This is a genomic window from Oceanicola sp. 22II-s10i, from assembly GCF_002210105.1.
GTDB lineage: Bacteria > Pseudomonadota > Alphaproteobacteria > Rhodobacterales > Rhodobacteraceae > Pseudooceanicola.
On record NZ_AQQU01000004.1, the window covers coordinates 303,523 to 321,312 of the forward strand.

16 protein-coding genes are annotated in these 17,790 nt (G+C 66.3%); 8 read left to right on the forward strand and 8 right to left on the reverse strand.

Annotated elements, in window-relative coordinates; translation table 11 throughout:
• Window positions 1-68 precede the first annotated feature (68 nt).
• Together ATO6_RS13225 and ATO6_RS13230 are read right to left on the reverse strand one after the other, a co-directional pair.
• Window positions 69-1,268, reverse strand: coding sequence for a CaiB/BaiF CoA-transferase family protein (locus tag ATO6_RS13225; RefSeq protein ID WP_088624479.1), 1,200 nt, complete (start codon window positions 1,266-1,268; stop codon window positions 69-71).
• 91 nt (window positions 1,269-1,359) lie between these two features.
• Window positions 1,360-2,121 carry a potassium channel family protein gene (locus tag ATO6_RS13230; protein ID WP_088624480.1) on the reverse strand — a complete coding sequence of 254 codons (762 nt, stop codon included), beginning with the start codon at window positions 2,119-2,121 and terminating at the stop codon, window positions 1,360-1,362.
• Window positions 2,122-2,319: 198 nt separating this feature from the next.
• Here ATO6_RS13230 and ATO6_RS13235 point away from each other — a divergent pair, with 198 nt between their 5' ends.
• The gene (locus ATO6_RS13235) at window positions 2,320-3,828 is read left to right on the forward strand and encodes an NAD(P)/FAD-dependent oxidoreductase (protein WP_088624481.1); all 1,509 of its coding nucleotides are present in this window, start codon (window positions 2,320-2,322) and stop codon (window positions 3,826-3,828) included.
• Between the two features lie 83 nt (window positions 3,829-3,911).
• Here ATO6_RS13235 and ATO6_RS13240 read toward each other — a convergent pair whose 3' ends face one another.
• Window positions 3,912-5,039: a serine hydrolase gene (locus tag ATO6_RS13240; RefSeq protein WP_088624482.1), complete on the reverse strand. Its 1,128-nt coding sequence runs from the start codon at window positions 5,037-5,039 to the stop codon at window positions 3,912-3,914.
• 386 nt (window positions 5,040-5,425) lie between these two features.
• On the opposite strand from ATO6_RS13240, the gene ATO6_RS13245 reads away from it, so the two are divergent.
• The 6 genes from ATO6_RS13245 (at window position 5,426) to ATO6_RS13270 (ending at window position 11,826) form a co-directional block, all read left to right on the forward strand.
• Entirely contained in the window at window positions 5,426-6,025 is a 600-nt protein-coding gene (locus ATO6_RS13245; protein WP_176440924.1) for a TRAP transporter small permease subunit, read from the forward strand.
• Complete coding sequence (locus tag ATO6_RS13250) at window positions 6,025-7,332, forward strand: TRAP transporter large permease (protein ID WP_217898998.1); 1,308 nt, start codon at window positions 6,025-6,027, stop codon at window positions 7,330-7,332. The genes ATO6_RS13245 and ATO6_RS13250 overlap by 1 nt, the downstream gene beginning before the upstream one ends.
• An 82-nt stretch (window positions 7,333-7,414) precedes the next feature.
• Complete coding sequence (locus ATO6_RS13255) at window positions 7,415-8,521, forward strand: C4-dicarboxylate TRAP transporter substrate-binding protein (RefSeq protein ID WP_088624484.1); 1,107 nt, start codon at window positions 7,415-7,417, stop codon at window positions 8,519-8,521.
• Window positions 8,522-8,673: 152 nt separating this feature from the next.
• Complete coding sequence (locus tag ATO6_RS13260; RefSeq protein ID WP_088624485.1) at window positions 8,674-9,642, forward strand: D-2-hydroxyacid dehydrogenase family protein; 969 nt, start codon at window positions 8,674-8,676, stop codon at window positions 9,640-9,642.
• Between the two features lie 158 nt (window positions 9,643-9,800).
• Window positions 9,801-11,012 carry a CaiB/BaiF CoA-transferase family protein gene (locus ATO6_RS13265; RefSeq protein WP_088624486.1) on the forward strand — a complete coding sequence of 404 codons (1,212 nt, stop codon included), beginning with the start codon at window positions 9,801-9,803 and terminating at the stop codon, window positions 11,010-11,012.
• A 10-nt stretch (window positions 11,013-11,022) separates the two neighbouring features.
• Entirely contained in the window at window positions 11,023-11,826 is an 804-nt protein-coding gene (locus ATO6_RS13270; RefSeq protein WP_088624487.1) for an enoyl-CoA hydratase, read from the forward strand.
• Window positions 11,827-11,829: 3 nt separating this feature from the next.
• Here the strand turns inward: ATO6_RS13270 and ATO6_RS13275 are convergent, their stop codons facing one another.
• The 5 genes from ATO6_RS13275 to ATO6_RS13295 all read right to left on the reverse strand — a co-directional run bounded on the left by ATO6_RS13275 (window position 11,830) and on the right by ATO6_RS13295 (window position 16,605).
• The gene (locus ATO6_RS13275; protein WP_088624488.1) at window positions 11,830-12,663 is read right to left on the reverse strand and encodes an alpha/beta fold hydrolase; all 834 of its coding nucleotides are present in this window, start codon (window positions 12,661-12,663) and stop codon (window positions 11,830-11,832) included.
• A complete protein-coding gene (locus ATO6_RS13280) occupies window positions 12,660-13,055 on the reverse strand; it encodes a Zn-ribbon domain-containing OB-fold protein (protein ID WP_088624489.1) in 396 nt (131 codons plus the stop codon). The genes ATO6_RS13275 and ATO6_RS13280 overlap by 4 nt, the downstream gene beginning before the upstream one ends.
• Window positions 13,052-14,185, reverse strand: a complete 1,134-nt coding sequence (locus ATO6_RS13285) for a thiolase family protein (protein ID WP_088624490.1) — start codon at window positions 14,183-14,185, stop codon at window positions 13,052-13,054. The genes ATO6_RS13280 and ATO6_RS13285 overlap by 4 nt, the downstream gene beginning before the upstream one ends.
• Before the next feature lie 451 nt (window positions 14,186-14,636).
• Window positions 14,637-15,413 carry an enoyl-CoA hydratase/isomerase family protein gene (locus ATO6_RS13290; RefSeq protein ID WP_088624491.1) on the reverse strand — a complete coding sequence of 259 codons (777 nt, stop codon included), beginning with the start codon at window positions 15,411-15,413 and terminating at the stop codon, window positions 14,637-14,639.
• A gap of 1 nt (window position 15,414) precedes the next feature.
• A complete protein-coding gene (locus ATO6_RS13295) occupies window positions 15,415-16,605 on the reverse strand; it encodes an acyl-CoA dehydrogenase family protein (protein WP_254919149.1) in 1,191 nt (396 codons plus the stop codon).
• A 307-nt stretch (window positions 16,606-16,912) separates the two neighbouring features.
• Between ATO6_RS13295 and ATO6_RS13300 the strand changes: the two genes are divergently transcribed.
• Window positions 16,913-17,731, forward strand: a complete 819-nt coding sequence (locus tag ATO6_RS13300) for a FadR/GntR family transcriptional regulator (RefSeq protein ID WP_088624492.1) — start codon at window positions 16,913-16,915, stop codon at window positions 17,729-17,731.
• The last annotated feature ends 59 nt before the right edge of the window (window positions 17,732-17,790 follow it).

Genomic DNA, 17,790 nt, shown 5'->3' on the forward strand with positions numbered 1-17,790 from the left:
GCGAAAGGGCCCTCGGTTCGGGGGCCCTTTTCATTTGCGCCTGCGACGGGACCGACACCTCCCGTGCGTCATTCGCCGGTCCGGAGCGCCCCGTTTTCTGCCAGAGCCGCGATTTCGTCCGCGCCAAAACCGGCCTCTGCCAGCACCGCTGGCCCGTCCGCCCCAAGGCGGGGCGGCATGTGGCCGGGTTCGGCAGCCGTGCGCGAGAACTTGGCGGGCACGGCCATCTGGTAGATCGCGCCTTCGGTCGGATGCTCCACCCGGCGGAAGAAGCCTGTGGCGGTCAGGTGCGGATCCTCCATCACCGATTCATAGCTGTGCATCGGCAGGGCGGGGATGTCGGCCTCTTCGAACAGCTTCAGCCACTCCGCGGTGGTGCGGGTCAGCATGATGCGGCCGACCTCGGCATAGACCTCGTTGATGTTGCGGGACCGGGCGGCGAAGGTGGCGAACTTGGGGTTCGCGGCGGGCATCTCGGGCTGGCCGATGGCGGCGTAGAAACGGTTCCAGTGGCCGTCGTTGTAGATAAGCGCGCAGACATGGCCGTCCTTGGTCTGATAGGGGCGGCGGTCGGGGGACAGGTGGCGGGCATAGCCGCCCTTGTCGAGCGGGGGATCATAGGTCAGCCCGCCCATGTGATCGCCGAGGATCATCGAGACCATCGTCTCGAACATGGGCACCTCGACCTTCTGGCCCTGACCCGAGCGGTCGCGTTCCACCACGGCGGCGAGGATCGCGTTGACCGCCGACAGCCCGACGATGCGGTCGGCCACAGCGGCGGGCACATAGGCCGGGCGCATCCCCGCGCGGGTGAAGCTGTGAGGGATGCAGGCGCCGCCCTGGATCAGGTCGTCATAGGCGGGGCGATCGGCATAGGGGCCGGTCTGGTCGAAGCCGACCAGCGCCGCGTAGATCAGGCGGGGGTTGCGGGCCTGCAGAGCCGCATAGCCGAGGCCTAGGCGCTCCATCGCACGGGGCCGGACGTTGGTGACCAGCACGTCCACGGTCTCGGCCAGCCGGAGGGCTGCCTCGCGCCCGCCTTCGGTCTTCAGGTCCAGGGCGATGGAGCGTTTGGAACGGTTGATGTTCAGATAGACCGCCCCCATCCCGTCGTGCCGGGTCGGGCCCAGCTGGCGGACAATGTCGCCCTCGGGCGGTTCGACCTTGATGATGTCGGCACCGTAGTCCCCAAGGGTCTGCGTGGCGTAAGGCCCCATCAGCACCGAGCTGAAATCGAGCACACGCAATCCGGCCAGCGGTCCTCCCATTGCGGACACTCCTCCCTGTCTGCATCGGTTTTGGTTAGCCGGGTAAGCGTGGCGCGGGGTCCGGGCGGAGTCAATCGCACCGGCGGATGTGTCAGACCTCGCCCTCGGTCCGGATGTGGATGACCGTGCCGCAGTGCTTGCAGTGGACCGCGTCGGCATCGTGCAGCACCAGCCCGCAGACCTCGCATTCCTGCCGGACCTTTGAGGGGCGGAAGAGGACCTGAAGCAGCCGCAGGAACAGCGTGACCCCGAAGATCATCACGCAGACGGCCAGCATCCGCCCCCACGATCCCTGCAGGGTGATGTCCCCGAACCCGGTCGTCGTCAGTGTCGTGACGGTGAAATAGAGCGCGTCGGCGTAGTTGTTGATCTCGGGGTTGATGTGGACCTGCGAGGCGTAGATCAGCCCGGTCATGATGAACAGGAACACCGCTATGTTGATCGAGGCGAGGATCACGTCCTCGTTCTCGCGGAAGAAGCGGAAGTCCTGCCTGAGCCGCACCAGCAGCTGGTAGGTGTGCAGCAGGCGGACTGTCCTGAGAATGCGCAGGAAGCCCAGCCCTTCGCCCGCGATCGGGGCGAGGAAGGATCCGATGGCGGCGATGTCCGCCCACGTGGCCGGGCGCCACAGCAGCTGCCAGCGATTGCGCTCGATGGCCATCCTGACCACGAAATCGGCAAGGATGAGCGCGCCGAAGACGATGTCGATCATCTCGATCGCCATGCTGCGCGGCACGAAGGAGGTGACGATCACGAAGAGGATCGTCACGATGTCGAAGGCCAGCAGCCCGTACCGGAACCGGTGCGCGCGGTCCGTATCGTCTTCGTAGAGTGAGCGGAGTCGGTTCAGCATCGGACGGATCGTAGCGCATTGACCGGCGCGGGCCAGAGTGCGCGCATTACCGCAGGCGGCAGTTCCGCGTGCGCGGATGCGGGAATGCAATGTCGCGCCCCGTCGGGTGTTGACTTGCCGGTCGCCAAGGGACTTGATGGGCGCGACCCGGAGCCGAGGCCCGCCCGAGCGGGATGACGGAGCCAGGAGGAGGATATCATGAACGAGATGACCAGTGTGCGGCCCGCCGTGCCGCTGTCCAAGATCACCCAGCCCCTCGACGTGCTGATCGTCGGCGCCGGTATTTCCGGCCTGGCCGCCGCGCGCTACCTGAAGGTCGAGCGGCCGGACGACAGCTTTGCCATCGTGGACGAAAAGCTGACCTTCGGCGGGACATGGGTCACGCACACCTATCCCGGCATCCGCTCGGACAGCGACCTGCACACCTTCGGCTTCAGCTTCAAGCCCTGGGTCGGACCGCCAATTGCCACGGCGGCCGAGATCCTGGCGTATCTGGACGAGACGATCGACGAATACGGCCTTGCCGACCACATCCATTACGGCTGGCGCGGCCAGACGGCCAGCTGGGATTCGGAGCGCAAGCTCTGGACGCTCAAGGTGCAGAACGTCGAGACCGGCGAGATGGAGGAGATCTCGGCCCGGTTCCTGTGGATGTGCCAGGGCTACTACCGCCATTCCGAGGGCTACACCCCGCAATGGCCGGGCATGGAGACCTTCAAGGGCGAGGTCATCCACCCGCAGACGTGGCCCGAGGATTTCGACGGCAAGGGCAAGCACCTTGTCGTCATCGGCTCCGGTGCCACCGCCGCGACGCTTGTGCCGAACGTGGTCGATCAGGTCGAGCATGTGACAATGTTGCAGCGCTCGCCGACCTACTTCCGGTCCGAGAAGAACGAGATCCCGATCGCCAAGCGCCTGCGCGAACTGCAGGTCGAGGAGGACTGGGTTCACGAGATCGTCCGGCGCGAGATGCTTCTGGGCAGCCATGACTTCACCAACCGCTGCTTCAACGAGCCGGAGACTGTCAGGGACGAACTGATCGGCATCGCCCGCCGCTATCTGGGCGAGGAGTTCGACGTCGAGAAGCACTTCACGCCGTCCTACCTGCCGTGGCGCCAGCGGATCGCGCGGATCCCCGATGGCGATCTTTACAAGGCGCTGGCCACCGGCCGCGCCTCGGTCGTGACGGACGAGATCGAGACCTTCGTTGAGGACGGCATCAAGCTGAAGTCGGGCGAGTTTCTGAAGGCCGATGTCGTGGCCACCGCGACGGGCTTCAACCTCTGCCAGATGGGCGACATCAGGTTCGACATCGACGGCGAGGCGCTCGATTTCCACGACACGCTCGGCTACCGCTCGATGATGTTCACCGGGGTGCCGAACCTCGCGTGGGTCATGGGCTACTGGCGGTCCTCGTGGACGCTGCGCGCCGAGCTGGTGGCGCAGTTCGTCGTCCGCCTGCTGGATCACATGCAGGAGCATCAGAAGTCCACGGTCGTCCCGCGCCTGCGCGAATCCGAGAAGGACATGCAGATCGTGGACTGGCCGGACGAAGAGGACTTCAACCCCGGCTACCTGCTGCGTGGCAAGAACGTGCTGCCCAAGCGGGGCACGACGAACGAATGGCGTCTGAACCAGGACTACTGGACCGAGAAGGATGATTTCGCGGCCATCGACTTCGGCGACGAGGTCTTCGCCTACGACTGAGCGGGGCCGGGGAACCGGTTACCGATACGCGATCAGGACGCGGCGCCGCAATGCGCCGCGTCTTCGTGTCTCCGGTGGCAGTTTTAGCGGTAGAACGCGCCCACGATATCGCCGGGCAGCTGGCCCGACATGCCCTCGTAGGCGGTGTTGGTCATCAGCACGGACACACGGTCATGCGTCGGGTCGATGAACCACGAATGGCCATAGACCCCGCCCCATTTCAGCGTGCCCGCCGGCTGGCCCGTCGCGGCCAGTTCCGCATCCGTCACGATGCCCCAGCCGTAGCCGAAGCTGACGCCCGGCCCCTGTATCGTCAGGATGCCCGGCGCGATGCGGGGGCTCTTCATCAACTCCAGCGTTTCGGGCTTCAGCACCTGCGGCCCGTGACCGGCGAGCGAGGTCAGCACGGTCAGCATGTCGCGCGGGCTGCCGATCATGCCGGCCCCGCAGGACGGGAAGGACGCCGCGTCGAAGGCGCGCGAGGGGGCGAAGCTCACACCGCCTTCGCCCCAGAGGATCGGGCGGTCGCCGTCCTGCAGCGGCACCGGCTCGGGGCTGGCGTTGCGGTAGGCGGTGGCGAGGTCCTCCGCCGGTTCGGTCGCGAAGCTGAGCGTCGTGGTACCGAGCGGTGTCGCGATCCGTTCGTCCAGCAGGGCCTGCATGGACTTGCCCGTCGCCGCCTCGGCCACGGCGCCCGCCACGTCGATGCCCACCGAATAGCGCCAGGCCGTGCCGGGCGCGTAGTAGAGCGGGGCCGAGGCGATGCGGCGCATGTTCTCGGACATCGACAGGCCGGGCTGGTCGAGGCCGTCGGAAATTCCCGCCTTGGCGTAAGGTCCGGTTTCGGTTTCGAGGAAGCGATAGCCCAGCCCCGCGGTATGCGTCAGCAGGTGGTGCAGGGTGATGACCGGCTCGGTCCCGTCCGGCAGGCGCGGGCGGAAACCGGGCAGGTGGTCCGTCACCGGCGCGTCGAGCGCCAGCGTGCCGTCCTCGACCAGCGACATGAAGACCGCAGTGCAGACCGGCTTGCTGAGCGAGGCGAGGCGGATGCGGGTATCGGGCGTCATCGGCCGACCGGCCTCGCGATCGGCCAGTCCGACCGCACGGGCGCGCACCGTCTCGCCGCCCTCGGACACGAGGTGGACGCCCCCGACGATCCGCTTGTCAGCCAGCGCGCTGTCCAGCGCCGCATCCAGTCTTTCCGTGTTCATCCGCTGCTCTCCTCCGCATGATCGTGGCCGATCCAATCCCGTTTGCCGGGCATGGACAAGGGCGGTGCCGACAGAAATGCGAAGGTGAGGGCTTTCTATTGCCTATCCGGCATGTAACCACTTAGCATGCAAATGATTCCTCTGTAGCCGGGCAAAACCGGCACGAGGATCGGGTGCGGTCGCGGTGTCAGGGAGGAGCCGTTCGCACAACAGGACCCGTGCCGGTGGCATGGGTGGCTCGGAGTCGCCGGATGCAGTCCGGCGGACCATCTGTCGTTTCCCCCCTCGCAATGTCCCGCGCAGCGGACCAGGACGCCGGTCGCACCGACCGGACGCCACAATACAAACGCCGCGCTCTGGCGCGGCACGAGGGGGGAGGAGCGGAGTTGAGTAGCCATCAAGCGGCCGACGATGCAATCACGGTGATCGACAGGATTGCCCTGAAGATCATCGACGCGATCAGTTTGGTTCTGATCATCATCGCCGGCATCGCGCTGATGCTGATGATGGTTCAGGTCAGCGCCGACGTGGTCGGCAAGTTCGTCTTCACCGCGCCCGTCCCGGTGACGCTGGAAATCGTGTCCTACTACTACATGGTCGCCGTCGTCTTCCTGCCGCTGGCCGCGGTGGAGCGGATGAACGGCAACATCCACGTCGAACTGATCTATGCCCGTCTGGGCCGGGCGGCGAAGCGGGTGCTCGACATCATCAGCTACCTGCTCTTCATCTGGCTGATCTGGCTCATTACCACCGGCACATGGACCGTCGCGCTGAAGAAGCACAAGGTCGGCGAATTCATCATGGGGTCCTACCCGGTGGTGATCTGGCCGACCCGTTACATGGTGCCGATCGGCTGCGGGCTGCTGCTGGTCCTGCTGGTGGTCAAGCTCTACCGGGCGGTCGTTATGCTGTTCCGTCCCGACCTCGACAACACCGAAGCCGTCAGCGACGAACCCACCGATTACGTGAAAGGCACCTCACTGTGATGGACCTGGCAAAAGAAACCGTCGGATTCATCGGTATCGGTGTCCTTCTGGTCATGATCTTCCTGCGCGTGCCGATCGGCGTTGCGCTGTCCACCGTGTCTCTCGGCGGGCTCTACTACATCGTCGGGCCGCGCCCGACAGTGGGGATGCTGGCGCAGATCCCCTACGACTTCACGGCGCACTGGACGCTCAGCTCGATCCCGATGTTCCTGTTCATGGGGTATCTCTGCTACCACGCGGGGTTGACCACGGGCCTGTTCAGGCTGGCGCGATTGTGGCTGTCGTGGCTGCCGGGCGGCCTGTCGGTCGCGTCGATCCAGGGCTCGGCGCTGTTCGCCGCCGTGACCGGGTCTTCGCTGGCCTGCACCGCGGCCATGGGCCGTATCGCGGTGCCCGAGATGCTGGCGGCGAAATACGACAAGGGGCTGGCCACCGGCACGGTTGCTGCCGCGGGCACCATCGGGTCGATGATCCCGCCCTCTATCCTGCTGATCATCTATGGGATCTTCGTCGAGGAATCGATCGCCAAGCTCTTCATGGGCGCACTGATCCCCGGCATCATGACCGCGATCTTCTATTCGATCATGGTTATCACCCGCTGCGCCATCACCCCCTCGCTCGCCCCCAAGGTGCACGAGGACGTGTCGATGGCCGACCGGTTCTGGGCGATCAAGGACACATGGCCGGTGATCCTGCTGGTGATCGGCGTCTTCGGCGGCCTTTTCACCGGCGTCTTCACCCCGACCGAGGCGGGCGCCGTCGGCGCGGCCCTGTCGTTCCTGATCGGCCTTGCCAAGGGCGCGCTCAGCTGGGCCGTGATCCGCGAGGCGATCGAGGAAACCCTGCGCACCACCGCGTCGATCTTCGTCATCGCCATCGGCGCGCAGCTGCTGACGCGGTTTTTCGCGCTGGCGGGGACCACGCAGATCATCGCGGACTTCATCGCGTCGCCGGAATATTCGCAGCTGCAGGTGATCCTGATCATTTCGGTCATCCTGATCCTGCTGGGGATGCTGCTGGACCCGATCGGGATCATGCTGCTGACCATCCCGATCCTGCTGCCGGTGCTGGAAGCGCGCGATATCAACCTGATCTGGTTCGGCATCCTGATGGCCAAGTTCCTGGAAATCGGCTTCATCACGCCACCGGTCGGATTGAACGTCTTCGTGGTGAAGGGGATCGTGGGCGATCAGGTTCCGATCCATGCGATCTTCAAGGGCATCACGTGGTTCGTCGTGATGGACCTGCTGGTGATCGCGGCGCTCATCATCTGGCCGCAGATCATTCTCTGGCTGCCTGGCGCATAGCCGGGCGGTCGCCAACGACCGCAATGCCGGGCGGGCAGGGAGGCCACGCCCGGCACAAAAGAAACCCAAGGGAGGACTACCAATGAAATTCAGAACGATCGCAGCGGCCATCGCGCTCTGCACCGCCGGCACGGTGGCGCAGGCGACCGACGTCACGATCAGCCTGTGGACCGGGCCCAAGCACCCGGTCAACGTGGGCGGCTACACCGATTTCCGCAAACTGCTGTCCGAGAACGGCTTCGAGGTGCAGTATTTCGAAGGCGGCGCACTGCTGGGCGCCAAGCCCTCGCTGCCGGGCGTCGGTGACGGCATCGCGCACATCACCGGTCTGGCCATGACCTACTTCCCGGCCGAGTTCCCGAACGCGCAGCTGGTGGCCGACATGGGCCTGTCCACCCCGGACAACCTGACGGCGATGGCGGTGGCGACGGAATACAACCTGCTGCACTGCCCGGAATGCCTGGCCGAATACGAGGCGCAGAACGTCCTCTACCTCGGCACTTATTCGACCGCGCCCTATTCGATCATCTCGTCCCAGCCGATCCGCTCGACCGCGGACCTGAAGGGCAAGAAGATGCGCGTGCCGGGCAGCCTGTGGTCCCGCTGGGCCCAGTCCGTGGGTGGCATCGAAGTGAACGTGCCGTCGTCCGAGATGTTCGAGGGCCTCGACAAGGGCGCGCTCGACATCGCGATCCAGGCGCCGGGCGCGTTCCGGTCCTATCAGCTGTGGGACGTGGCGAAATACATCACCATGCTGAACCTCGGCACTTACCACTCGCTGTCGGAAACGACGATCAACCGCGACTGGTGGGCCGACCTGACCCCCGAACAGCGCAAGCTGATCATCGGCGACATGGCGCGTCTCGATGTGGACACGACCATCCTCTACACCAAGACCGACGAGGAAGTTCTGGCCGAGCTTGAAAGCCACGGCGTCGAGCGGATCGAGGCGTCTGACGAGATGAAGGCGGCCAAGGCCGAGTTCGTCAAGATGGACGAATCCGTCATCATCGAGAACGCCAAGACGGCTTATGGCATTCCCGATGCCGAGGCGAAGGTCGCCAAGCTGAACGAACTGATCGCCAAGTGGGGCAAGATCGTCGAGGAAACCGGCGGCGAGCGCGAGGCGATGATCGCGAAGATGAACGAAGAGATCTTCGACAAGCTTCCGGACGACTACGGCCTCTGAGGTCACGAGACCGGGGCCGGCCCTGACGGCCGGCCCCCTGCCGCCGCCCGCGCGGCACTTTTCCCCGACATGGACGCAGCAAATCGCTCCGCCCCGCTTGAGTGCGGTCGGTCGCCCGGTCACAGTGCGCCAACTTTGACAGGAGCCTTCCGATGCCCGATCTACCCGTCTGCGCCGTTCTCGACGACTATCAGGACGCCGCGCGCGTCAGTGCCGACTGGTCGGCGCTGGAAGGCCGGATCACCCTGCGCTGCCATTCCGATCACCTTGATGACATCGACGCGCTGGCCGAACGGCTGGCGGATGCCGAGATCATCCTCGCCATGCGCGAACGCACCCCTTTCACCGCCGAGTTGTTCGACCGCCTGCCGCGCCTGAAGCTGCTGGTGACGACCGGCATGCGGAACCGCAGCATCGACATCGCGGCGGCCAATGCGCGCGGAGTCACGGTCTGCGGCACGGGCGCCTTCGGGTCGGCCGCCGCCGAACTGGCCTGGGCCGCGATGATGGCCTTCGAGCGTCAGATCCCGCAGGAGGTCAACAACTTCCGCGCCGCGGGGCCCTGGCAGGTCGCACTCGGGCGGCAGCTCGAGGGGCGCAGGCTCGGGGTGCTCGGGCTGGGCAAGATCGGGACGCGCATGGTGCGCTACGGTCAGGCCTTCGGGATGCAGGTGGCGGGCTGGACCCGCACCGATCTGGCGGGCAAGGCCGCGAAACTGGGGATCGAGGGGCTGAGCCCCGAGGCGCTGTTCGAGACGAGCGACATCGTCATGATCCAGCTTGTCCAGAACGCGCAGACCGAAGGCATGGTCACGGCGGACATGCTGGCCCGGATGAAGCCCGATGCGATCCTCGTCAACACCGCGCGCGGCCCGATCGTGGACGAGGACGCACTGGTCGCGGCGCTGGAGGCACGGCGCATCCGGGGCGCCGTGATCGACGTCTTCGGGACGGAGCCGCTGCCGGACGATCACCCCTTCCGGCGGCTCGACAACGTGCTGGCCACCCCGCACATCGGCTATGTCACTGCCGAGAACTACGGTGTCTACTACGGCGAGGCGGTCGAGGACATCGCGGCCTGGCTGGACGGCGCCCCGCTGCGTGTGCTGACGCCGAACTGAGCGCCGTTGCATCCGACGCGCCGGCCGGTTCGGTGAGCAATATCGCGGCACCGTGCGGTTCCCGATCGGGCAACTGCACGAATGTGAACGCGGGGGGATTCAGGTCCGTCGCGGCTTCGTGGCAGGTTAGACCGGAACGGCATCAGAAAGGACAGGACATGGCAGGTGCATGGGACGACGCGGCAACCCCGGCGGACAAACCGCTTTCGCGGGTGAAGGTTCTGGACCTGACACTGGCCCGCGCCGGTCCGACCTGTGTCCGCCACCTGGCGGACTGGGGCGCGAACGTGATCCGCATCGAACCGCCCGCTGCCGATGCCGGTAACGACGCGGTCGGCGGGTCGCGGCACGGGCCGGATTTCCAGAACCTGCACCGCAACAAGCGGGCGATGACCCTGAACCTCAAGGACCCCGAGGGGCACGCGATCTTCATGAAGCTCGCCGCCGAGGCGGACGTGATCGTCGAGAACATGCGCTCGACCGTGAAGACGCGGCTCGGGATCGACTACGACGCGATCCGCAAGATCAATCCGCGCATCGTCTACGGCTCGATCTCGGGCTTCGGTCAGGACGGCCCCTACGCCGCGCGCGCGGGTGTCGACCAGATCGCGCAGGGCATGGGCGGGCTTATGTCGATCACCGGCCTGCCGGGGCAGGGGCCCGTGCGTGTCGGCGTGCCGATCAGTGACCTCTGCGCCGGGGGCTACCTTGCCATGGGGATCATGATGGCGCTCTTCGACCGCGAGAAGACGGGCGAAGGCAAATGGGTCACGACCTCGCTGCTGGAGGCGATGATCGCCATGCTCGATTTCCAGGGCTCGCGCTGGACGATGGCGGGCGAGGTGGCCGAACAGGCGGGCAACGACCACCCGACGGGTATCCCGACCGGTGTCTTCCCGACCTCGGACGGGCACATCAACATCGCCGCATCCGGCCAGCGCCTGTGGACCCGTTTTGCCGAGGCCATCGGCATCGGGCACCTGATCGACGACCCGCGCTTCGTCGAAGGCAACGGCCGGTCGGACAACCGCGTGGAACTGAACGCCCTGATCGGCGAGGTGACGGCGACCAAACCTTCACAACACTGGATCGACTTGCTGATGGAGGCGGGCGTGCCCTGCGGGCCGATCAACTCCATCGACCAGACGTTTGCCGATCCGCAGGTGAAACACCTCGGCATGCAGAAACCGGTGCAGCACGGCGAGATGGGACAGATCAACATCGTCGCCTCCCCGCTCCAGATGACCGGGCAGGACCGCGAAATCCGCCGCCCCGCGCCGGACCGCGGCGAACATACCGACGAGGTGCTGAGCGGCCTCGGCTACGACGCCGCGGCCATCGCGGCGCTGAAGGACAGGACTGTCGTCTGAGGAGGACGCGATGCAGAAGATCGAAACGAGCACCCCCAAGATCATCGCCGAAAAGGGCGAGGGCATCGGCTGGCTGACCTTCAACCAGCCGGAAAAGCGCAATGCCATGAGCCTCGAGATGTGGTCGGCGGCGGGGGATGTGCTGGAACAGTGGGCCACCGACCCCGAGGTGCGGGTGATCGTGCTGCAGGGCGCGGGCGACAAGGCCTTCGTCTCGGGCGCGGACATCTCTCAGTTCGAAAAGGTCCGCAACAGCGCCGAGGCTTCGGCGGAATACAACCGCATCGCCGGCAAGGCGCGGCATCAGCTCTCCATCGCGGAAAAGCCGGTGATCGCGCGGATCCGGGGCTTCTGCCTCGGCGGCGGTCTGGGGCTGGCGCTGCAGGCCGACATCCGCATCGCGTCGGACGACAGCCAGTTCGGCATTCCGGCGGCGAAGCTGTCGATCGTCTATCCCTATGACGGGATCAAGGGGCTGGAAAAACTCGTCGGTCCCGGCAACGCCAAGAAGATCCTTTTCACCGGCTTCCGCTTTCCGGCGGACGAGGCGCTGCGCATGGGGCTGATCGAGGAGGTGACGACGGTCGAGGATCTCGACGCCACCGTCCTGCGCTATGCCAAGGCGATCGCCGGGAACGCGCCGCTGTCGGTCGGCGGGACCAAGAAGACGATCCGCGAACTGGCCAAGCACGAAGTCGACCGCGATCTGGAGATGCTGGCCCAGCTCGGCCGCGACGCGATGGACAGCGCCGACTACGCCGAGGGGCGCCGCGCCTTCATGGAGAAGCGCAAGCCGGTGTTCACCGGGAAATAGAGTCTAGGCTCGGCTGTCGGACAGGATCAGCCGGGCGACCTCGTCCGGCTTTTCATGCTGCACCCAATGCGCCGCGCCGGGGATGACATGCATGGTCGACCCGTTCTCCAGCCCGCTCAGCCGCGCCTCGGCCGAGGGGAAGAGGCCCTTCACGATCACGTCGCCTTCGCCCCAGATCGCGGTGATGACGGGCTTCGTTTCGCGGATGATGCGATGCGCGCGGTTGCCGGGACTTGTGCGGTTCATCCGCAGCCGCGCCTGCGCCGTCACCACCGCCTGAATGCCGATGCTGTCATCATCCGCGACGGCGTCGGGCGGCAGCATCAGCTGGCGCAGGTTGTGGGCGTGGGCGGCGGGACGCTCGGATTCGGGCAGGTCCTTCCAGCGGATCATCTCTCGGTCCGACCGGTTCAGCCCGTCGGTCAGGGACGGCGCGCCGACCTGGATCACGCGGTCCACACGCTCGCGCAGCGCGGGATAGAGGTGCAGCGCGACGATCGACCCGAGGGAGAAGCCGCCGATGGTGACGCGGCCGTCCGGCAGGACGGATGAGAGCGCGGGGATCAGCGCCTCGGAATAGGCGGTGAAGTCGGTGAACTCGACATTCGCGCTTTCGCCGAAGCCGGGCAGGTCGATCAGGTAGAGGCTGCGTTCCGCCGACAGCAGCGGCACGCAGCGCGCCCAGTGCAGCCATGACCCGTGGTTGCCGTGAAACAGTACCAGCGGGCGGCCCGTGCCCCATCGGCGGATGGCGATCCCCTGTGCGTCCAGCCGCTCGGCGGACGCGTCGAGGTCCGCCGCGAAGCGGGGCATCTGCGGCACGGCGAGGGTCGTCATGCGGGGCGGAACTGCGGGATCGTCTGGCCGAACTTCTCGCCGTAATCCAGCGTCAGCGGCATGTCGATTTTCAGCGCCGAGGTCTCGGCGAGGATGTTCGACATCAGCCGCGGCCCCTCGGCCAGTTCCACCACCGCGACGTTGTAGGGCACGTCGTCCTTGAAGGCGTCGTGGAACGCGCGGTGATAGACCACCCACGAGATCAGCTTGGCTTCGCCGCCGGCCGCTTCCCACTCCAGATCGGCCTCGAGGCAGTTCACGCATTCCTCGCGCGCGGGCAGCTGTGCGTGGCCGCAGGCGCGGCAACGCTGGAACTTGAGCTGGCCCTCGTCCAGTGCCGCCCAGAAATCGCCTGCGGGCCCGTTGCGGTCGGGTTCGACTTTCGCGTTCATTGGCCCAGCACCAGTGTCGAATGGGTCTGCATCACGCCCCCTTGGTTGGAAATCACCACGTTGCCCGCGCCCTTCACTTGGTTGACCGAGGTGCCGCGCATCTGGCGGACGCCTTCGTGGATCAGCTGCATGCCGGGCATCCCCGTCTCCGACAGAAGCCCGCCGGACGTGTTGAAGGGCAGGGCGCCATCGACGTGCAGTGCGCCGTCCTTCACGAAATCCGCCGCCTGGCCCTTCTTGCAGAAGCCGTAGTCCTCAAGCGTCATCAGCGCGGCGATGGTGAAGCAGTCGTAGATCTGCACGCAGTCCACGTCCTTGGGGGTGATCCCCGCCATCTTCATCGCCGTTGCGCCGGACACGGCGGCCTTGGTGGTGGTCAGGTCGTCGCGATAGGCGACCTCGTAGAAGGTCTGGCCATAGCCCCAGCCGAGGATCGGCACGGGTTCGTTGACGCCCAGCTCCTTGGCCTTCTTCGCCGACATGATGACCACGGCCCCGCCGCCGTCCGAGATCAGCGTGCAGTCGTCGCGGCGCAACGGCGCGACGATGGGGCCGTTCGCAAGGTAGTCGTCCATCGTCAGCGGGTTCTGCACCTGCGCCTTGGGGTTCATCGCGCCATGCTTGCGGGCGGCTACGGCGATGGCGCCGAAGGCTTCCGGTGGCGTGCCGTGCTGGCCGATGTGGCGCTGCATGATCATCGCGTAGCCGGGCAGGGTGCCGAACCAGCCGTAAAGACCGTCATCCCCGCGCGGGCGGGAATAGACCGCCGCGTTGCCCGAGCGCGGGTTGTCGGCGAAGGAGACGACCGCGATGTCGATCTGGCCCGCCTCGATGGCCATGCAGGCGACCGAGATCAGCGTCGCGTTGGCCGCGCCGCCCTGATCCCATGCGCCGCCCATCTTGGGCTGGATGCCGAGGGCGGAGGCGACCTTGACCGTGTAGAGCATCTGGAAGTCGCTGGTCGGCGGCTTGACGAACAGCCCCTCGACCTGATGTTTCTCGATCCCTGCGTCCTTAAGCGCTTCGCGGATCGCCTCGACGTTCAGCGACTGCGACGACCGGCCGGGGTGCTTGCCGAAGCTCGTGGCCCCGATCCCGGCGATGACGCATTTGCCTGAGAGTGTGCTCATGCGCGCTGCTCCATTGTGTTGAGTAAGTCTGTTGACGCTCGGTGGGGGCGTGGCGACCAGCCACGGCCCGCGCCCTTCCCTTCCCACGGAAGGGCGCTTTGGCGAAGTCGTGCTTCACCAAGCCGTCGTCCGGGGCTTTGGAGATAAAGTGCCGCCGGGCAGCCGTTCCGCGTGCGCCCTTCCAGGAAAGGGCGCGATCCGTGGTGCCCGGTTTGGGGCAGGGTAGTGAAAGCGATGGTCGCCAAAGCAGACTCAGCACCAGCCGCCCCGTGGGGACGTGGCGACCAGCCACGGCCCGCGCCCTCCCTCCCCCCGGGGAGGGCGCCATGGCGATGTCTTTCTACACAAAGCCGTAGCTCAGGGCTTCTGAGATAAACCGCCGCCGGACAGCCGTCCCGAAGGCGCCCACCCGAGGGAGGGCGCGGGCCGCGGCGCCCGGCGTTCCGCAGGCTCATCGCCCCTTGAACTCCGGCTTGCGCTTTTCGCGGAATGCCTTGGGGCCTTCCTTGGCGTCCTCCGTCTCGCGCATCACGCGGCTGATCTGCTGCTCCATCCGCAGCCCGGTCGTCAGGTCCATGTCCAGCGAACGGATCGCCAGTTCCTTGGTCGCCTGCACAGCCAGCGGCGCGTTGGCGGCGATCCGGTCGGCATAGTCCATCGCCGCGTCCATCAGCTGGTCCGGGGCCACGACCTTGTTGATCAGCCCCCAGTCCAGCGCCGTCTTCGCGTCGATCCGGTCGCCGGTCAGCAGCAGCTCCATACCGAGGCAGTAGGGCAGCTGTTTCAGCGTCCGCTGTGTCCCGCCGTTCGCCGCGATGATCCCGCGCTTGACCTCGGAAAGCCCGAAGGTCGCCGTTTCGGAGGCGACCCGGATGTCGGTCGCGTAGAGCAGCGTCACTCCGCCGCCGAGGCAGTAGCCGTTCACCGCTGCGATCACCGGCTTCCAGACCTCCAGCCCCCGGTTCAGGATCTGGTCCCGCTGGGTCAGCCAGTTGTCGGCCCATTCCGCACCCACGACGACGCCGGACTTCAGGTCGGCCCCGGCGCAGAAGCTCTTGTCGCCCGCGCCGGTGACGACCGCCACGCGGACGTCCTTGTTGTCGCGCACCTCGATCCACGCCTGCGACAGCGCCTTGTAGTGATCGGGGTCGAGCGCGTTCATCGACTCGGGCCGGTTGATAGTGATCTTGGCGACGCCTTCGGGTGTCAGTTCGTAATCAATCGACATATCAGCGCCTCCCGTTCAGCACGTTGCGGGCAACGACCATGCGGTGCACCTCGGACGGACCCTCGCCGATGCGGTGGATCCGCAATTCGCGATACCAGCGTTCCAGCGGCAGCTCCTTGGAGACACCCAGACCCCCGAGGATCTGCATGCAGCGATCCACCACGCGGCCCGCCGTCTCGGTCGCCGTGACCTTGGCGATGGAGGCTTCCAGCTTGAAGTCCTTGCCCAGATCCCCGCGCCACGCGGCCTCGTAGACGATCAGCCGCGCCGCGCGCAGTTCCATGTCGCTGTCGGCCAGCATCCACTGGACCGCCTGCTTGTCCGCCAGCCTGGAGCCGAACGTCTCGCGCTCGTTCGCCCATTTCACCGCGATGTCGAGCGCGGCCTGAGCCACACCCAGCGTGCCCGCCGAATACTGGATCCGGTTGTCCACCAGCCACTTCTCGGCCAGCGCGAAGCCCATGCCTTCCTCGCCCAGCAGGTTCTCGGCCGGGACCTCGACATTGTCGAAGTGCAGTTCGAACGGCGAATAGGCGCGGATGACGGGGATTTCCTTGACCGTCAGGCCGGGGGTGTCACGATCCACGATGAAGGACGAGATGCCCGACCGACCGCGCCCGCCGGTCCGGGCATACACGATGCCCCAGTCAGCCTTGGCCGCGCCGGTGATCCACATCTTGGACCCGTTGAGGATATACTTGCCGCCGATCTTCTCGGCCTTCAGCTGGATCGCGCGGCCCGGATCGGCCCCGCCCGAGCTTTCCGAGATCGCGACGAAGCAGCGCGAGCCCTTTTCGACGCCCGGCAGCCCGTATTTCTCGATCTGCTGGCGGTTGCCCTCCCAGATCACGTTGGGCGGGTCGATCCCGAAGGCACCCATTGCAGCGTTGTAGAGCCCCATGCGGACCTGCTTGGCCTCCTCGGCCCAGATCGCCTGACCGAACAGGTTCAGCCCCGCGCCGCCGAATTCCTCGGGCGTGCGCACGCACCACAGACCCATGGCCTTGGCCTTGTCCTGCAGGGGCTTGAGCTTGTCCTCGGGGCAGTAGGTCGCGTCATGGGGGAGGGTATCCTCGACCGCCTTGACCTCGGTCTGCACGAAGCGCCGCACGACATCGCGCATCTCGCGGTATTCGTCCGGCATCTGCCAGGCGCCGAAGCTCCGGTCGCCCTGTTCCACTCGCTGATCCACCTTGATCCTCCCTGTATTCGGTTCCTCCCCGGTCGCGCGCGCGGCGGCGTCAGGCCCGGCGGACACCTGACGGGACGGGGTCGGATGCGGTCAGAGAACATCCGGCGCCCGGTCACGACCAGCCTCCGCCCGCATTCGACACAAGCATGTCCATTGCAGCGATATTCCATCCCTGTCGCGACACGGATGTGCAGGCGGGCGCGGGGGTCGTGACGCGCGATGCAAATAATGGTATGACCATTAATAAGCTCGTAGTCAATCTTGTGGTAAAGCGCTGAAACGTCACAGTTGCTTTGCCGGAACGGATATGCAGAACGGTGTCCGGCCAGAGGACATGGACAAGATGCGGGACGAACTGAAAGATCAGCTGCGCGACAGGCTGACAGCGGCGGAGCCGGGTGCCGGCAGCCGTCGGTACGAGGTTCTGGCACGCGAATTGCGGCAGATGATCCTTGGCGGTGCGCTCAGGGTCGGCGATCCGCTGCCGGCGGAGCGTGAACTGGTCGATCTGGCGGGCATCGGACGCGGGTCGGTGCGCGAGGCGATCCGCATCCTCGAATCCGAGGGTCTGCTGGCCCCCAAGTCGCCCGGTCGCAAGGGTGTCAGCGTCGTGCAAAGCGCGTCGGACCGGACGGTCACCCGGCAGCTCGAATTCTTCATCGGCGGCGACAGCGTGTCGAACAGCGACCTGCTGGAGGCGCGGCTGGTCATCGAACCGGCGCTGGCCGTGATGGCCTGCGAGCATCGGACGGACGAGGACATCGCCCGTATGCGCGAGATCAACGCGCGGATCGCCGAGATCGGACTCACCGACCGTGGCGCTCTGGTGCGGCTGAACCTCGACTGGCATGTCGCCATGTTCCGCGCCAGTCATAACGACCTGCTGGTTGCCATCGCGACCGGGCTGACCGAGACGCATCACCAGGCCAAGCTGATGGAAAGTCACGGCTCGGGCGAACATGCCCGCCACATGGCCGAGGCGCATGGCAAGATCCTCGACGCCATCGTCGCGCGCGACAAGGTCCGCGCCGAGCGGCGGGCGCGCAAGCATCTGCAGGGCTACGCGAATTCGCTGGCCCGGCTGAACCCGGCGGAATTCGACATCTCGCGCCTGAACCCGCGCTGAGGGACGGGTATCTCCATCCGGAAGGATTTGCGTGAACGGGCCGCGCCGGGCATGCTGCC